The organism is Mesorhizobium sp. P5_C1, assembly GCF_054049815.1.
Window position 1 is genome coordinate 1 of the sequence record NZ_JBFULQ010000490.1, and the last position, 4,110, is coordinate 4,110.

4 protein-coding genes and 1 pseudogene are annotated in these 4,110 nt (G+C 63.8%); all 5 read right to left on the reverse strand.

Features of this window, described 5'->3' with window-relative positions:
- A partial coding sequence (locus ACXJ7R_RS26415; RefSeq protein WP_457154396.1) for a GMC family oxidoreductase occupies positions 1-471 on the reverse strand: 471 nt, incomplete at its 3' end.
- Positions 472-484: 13 nt separating this feature from the next.
- On the reverse strand, positions 485-1,246 hold the full coding sequence (locus tag ACXJ7R_RS26420) for a 3-ketoacyl-ACP reductase (RefSeq protein ID WP_457154397.1): 762 nt from the start codon (positions 1,244-1,246) through the stop codon (positions 485-487).
- Positions 1,243-2,760 carry a GMC oxidoreductase gene (locus ACXJ7R_RS26425; RefSeq protein ID WP_457154398.1) on the reverse strand — a complete coding sequence of 506 codons (1,518 nt, stop codon included), beginning with the start codon at positions 2,758-2,760 and terminating at the stop codon, positions 1,243-1,245. The genes ACXJ7R_RS26420 and ACXJ7R_RS26425 overlap by 4 nt, the downstream gene beginning before the upstream one ends.
- Positions 2,761-2,765: 5 nt before the next feature.
- Entirely contained in the window at positions 2,766-3,881 is a 1,116-nt protein-coding gene (locus ACXJ7R_RS26430) for an ABC transporter ATP-binding protein (RefSeq protein WP_457154399.1), read from the reverse strand.
- Between the two features lie 4 nt (positions 3,882-3,885).
- A pseudogene (locus ACXJ7R_RS26435) lies at positions 3,886-4,110 on the reverse strand (carbohydrate ABC transporter permease); the annotation flags it as partial.

Below are 4,110 nucleotides of genomic sequence, written 5' to 3' on the forward strand. Positions count from 1 at the left end.
GAAATAAGCCTCGCAGATCGGCAGTGGCGAAATCGGGTTCGACACGCCGAGCGGGCCCTGGTCGCCATGAAAGTCGTTGGCGTAGCGCTGGTTGTTTTCGGCGCGCTTGAAATAGGGCAGCACATCGCGATAGCCCCAGCCGGCGAGACCTTCTTCCTTCTCCCAGGCGTCATAGTCGCGGGCATTGCCGCGCGTGTAGATCTGGGCGTTGATGGAAGAACCGCCGCCGACCACCTTGGCCTGCGTGTACCAGAAGACGCGGTCCTTCATGTGCTTCTGCGGAACGGTCGACCAACCCCACGAAGCAATGCCCTTGGTCATCTTGGCGAAGCCCGCCGGCATATGAATGTAGGGATGCCAGTCCTTGCCGCCGGCTTCCAGCAGCAGCACCTGATGCGTCGGATCCTCGCTCAACCGGTTGGCCAGAACGCAGCCGGCCGGGCCGGCGCCCACGATGATGTAGTCGGTCATGACACTATCCACCTTACAGCCGCGGCACGGAGAGCGCGCCGTCGACATTGATGATCGAGCCGGTCGAAAAGCCGAGCTTGCCGCCGGCAAGCGCCGCCACCACGGCGCCGATGTCCGATGCTTCGCCCCAGCGCTTTGCCGGCACCAGCCCGCCGTCGATCAAGGCGTCGTATTTGGCGGTGACGCCCGATGTCATGTCGGTTCGGATGATGCCCGGCCGCACCTCGAACACAGCGATGTCTTCGGCGGCGAGCCTGAGTGCCAGGGTCTTCACCCACATCGACAGGCCGGCTTTCGAGATGCAGTAGTCCGGCCGTTCCGGCGACGCCATTTCGGCGCTGACCGAGGTGATGGTGATGATCGATTTCGGGTGATCTCCGGGTACAGCCAGCATCGCCTTGGCGACGGCCTGGCTGAGGAACACGGTGCCGCGCAGATTGATGTTGAGCGCCTTGTCGAAATTCTCGGGCTTCAACTCCAGGAGGTCGCCGCGCACCACGGCGCCGACACCGGCATTGTTCACCAGGCAGTCGATGCGGCCGAAGGTGCGCATCGTGGCATCGACCAGTGCCGCATGGCCGCCGAGATCGGCGATGTCGCAGCTGACATAGGCGAACTGCGCGCCGTGCGTGGTGATGTCCTCGGCTAACCCGTCAGCGGGTTTTTCGGCAAGGTCGGCGACGAGGATGTCGAAGCCGGCATCGGCAAGCGCCTGGGCGCAGGCAAGGCCGATGCCGCGCGCGCCGCCAGTGACGATGGCCGCCGGGCGGGTCATGCGGAAAGCTCGCTCTTGCGAATATGCGCGGCGACACGCAGCGCTTGCGCGGCGATCGACAGCGCCGGATTGACGGCGGCCGAATTCGGCAGGAAGCCGCCATCGACAACGAACAGATTCCGATGATCGAAGGACCGGCAGAACGGGTCGAGCGGCGCGCTGGCCGGATCGTCGCCCATCTTCACCGTGCCGCACTGGTGCGACGGCGTGCGCTTGTCAAAGGGGCGCGACAGCACGATCGGATAGCCGCAGGCGCGGAAGTTTTCGCGCATCACCTTGGTCAAGCCGTCGAGCGACTGCATGTTGGAGCGCCGCCATTGCATGATGATGTCCTTGCCGTCGACCATGATGCGGCTTTCGGGATCGGGCAGGTCCTCGCACATCAAGTACCAATCGACGGCATGGCCGGCCATGAAATCGAGCGCAAATTTGGGCGCGAATTTCACATTGGCGCTGAGGATGTTGCCGTCGATCTTGCCGAGCAGCTGGACGTTGCCGAGCGGCTTGCCGCCCTTGCCGTCGGAAAGGTAATAATCGTTCAGCATCAGCGTCTTCTGGTAGACGGCATCGTTGCGGCGACGCGGATCGATGGCCAGCATGGCGCTGGAATTATGGTTCATGAAATTGCGGCCGACCTGATCGGAGCGGTTGGCGAGGCCCTTGCCACCGCCCTTGCCGTTGGCGGGTGACGGCGAGCGCAGCAGGATGACGGCGGAATTGACCGCGCCGGCGGAGAGGATGACCAGCTTCGGCGTCAGCTTTTTCAACGCGCCATTCTGGCGATAGTGAACAGCGACGATGGTTTTGCCGTCGGCCGAGGCTTCGAGATACTCGACATAGGCGCCGGTCTCCAACTTTATGTTCGGGTCGGTCAGCGCCGCCGTCAGCGGTCCCGTTTGCGCGTCGACCTTGCCTTGGCCGGTGTTGGGAAACGCGTCCCAGCCGGTCTTGCCCTCCTTCAGCCAGGTGTCGATGTCGACGCCAAGCGGCAGCGAGGCCGGGTGCAGGCCGAGGCCCTTGAGCTCGGCGCGGGCGCGCGCGATCGGCGCCTCGTCGGGCACAGGCTTGAAGGCATAGGGGATCGAATGGAACGGCTCGGTCGGGTCCTCGCCGAGTGAGCCACGCACACGAAACAATTGCTCGGCCTTCGAATACCAGGGCTCGAATTCTTCATAGGAAAACGGCCACGCCGGCGAGACGCCGCCGAAATGCTCCATGGCCGCAAAATCTTCCCTGCGGTAGCGGATCAGCACGGCGCCGTAGAATTTCGAATTGCCGCCGACATAGTAATAGTTGCCGGGGTTGAAGGCCGCACCGCCGGCCTCGCGCCACATCTCCTTCGGCCGATAATGACCGTCGACGAAGATGGAACGCGTGTCGCGCGCATGCGGCGTTGCCGTCAACGGTTCGCCGCGCTCCAGCATCAGGATCGAGGCGCCGCTGCCGGCCAGACCGGAGGCGATCGTGGCGCCGCCGATGCCGGAGCCGATTATGACGATATCGGGATTTGTCATCTCGGTCAGAGAATGCGGTTTTCGGTCGCCGGATCGAAGAACACCGCTTTGGTCAGGTTGAAGGCGAGCGGGGTGTTGGTGCCGGGCTGGATGTTGGCGTCGGCGCGCAGCCTCGCCACCACGCCCTTGCCGCCGAGATTGGTGACGGCGAAGGTGTCGGAGCCTGCCGGTTCAACGACCTCGATAAAGCAGTCGGCAGTGGCGATGTTCGAGGCATTGCGCTCGGCGCCTTCCGGATCGGTCAGGGCTTCGGGGCGGACGCCGAAGATGATCGGCTTGCCCTGGAATGCCGACAGGCCCGCCGGCGCATTGGCCATCGGCAGCGAGATCGGCTCGCGCGCCTCGCGCTGCAGCACGACGGACAGCGCATTGCCGTTGGTGCCGATCGTCGCCGGGATCAGGTTCATCGCCGGCGAGCCCATGAAATCGGCGACAAAGAGATTGGTCGGGTTGTTGTAGATCTCGGCCGGCGTGCCGAACTGCTGCACCTCGCCGTCGCGCATGACGGCGATCTTGGTCGCCAGCGTCATCGCCTCGATCTGATCGTGGGTGACATAGACGATGGTGGTGCCGGTGGTCGCATGCAGGCGCTTGATCTCGATGCGCATGTCGACACGCAGCTTGGCGTCGAGGTTGGACAACGGCTCGTCGAACAGGAACAGTTTTGGGTCGCGCACCAGCGCCCGGCCCATGGCGACGCGCTGGCGCTGGCCGCCAGAAAGCTGGCTCGGCTTGCGCTGCAGCAGGTGGCCGATCTGCAGCACCTTGGCCACCTTGTCGATCGCCTTCTGCCGCTCTGCCGCCGGCACGCCGCGCATCTCCATGCCGAAGGAGATGTTTCCGGCCACTGTCATGTTCGGATAGAGCGCATAGCTCTGGAACACCATGGCGATGTCGCGCTTGGACGGATGCAGATCGTTGATTGCGCGGCCTTCGACGCGGATTTCGCCCGAGGTGATCGTCTCCAGGCCGGCGATGGTGTTGAGCAAGGTGGACTTGCCGCAGCCGGACGGGCCGACCAGCACCAGGAAGCCGCCCTTATCCAGTTCGACATCGATCCCCTTGAGGATCTCGACCTGGCCGAAGCGCTTTCTCAGGCCATCAATTTCCAGAAAAGCCATCAGATTATCCTTTGACGGCGCCCGCCATCAGACCGCGCACGAAATAGCGGCCGGCGAGCACATAGACGAGAAGGGTTGGCAATGCGGCGATCATCGCGGCCGCCATGTTGACGTTGTATTCGACGACGCCGGTCGAGGTGTTGACGACGTTGTTGAGCGCCACCGTCATCGGCATCGCGTCGCCGGTGCCGGCATAGGCAGAGGCGAACAGGAAGTCGTTCCAGATGTT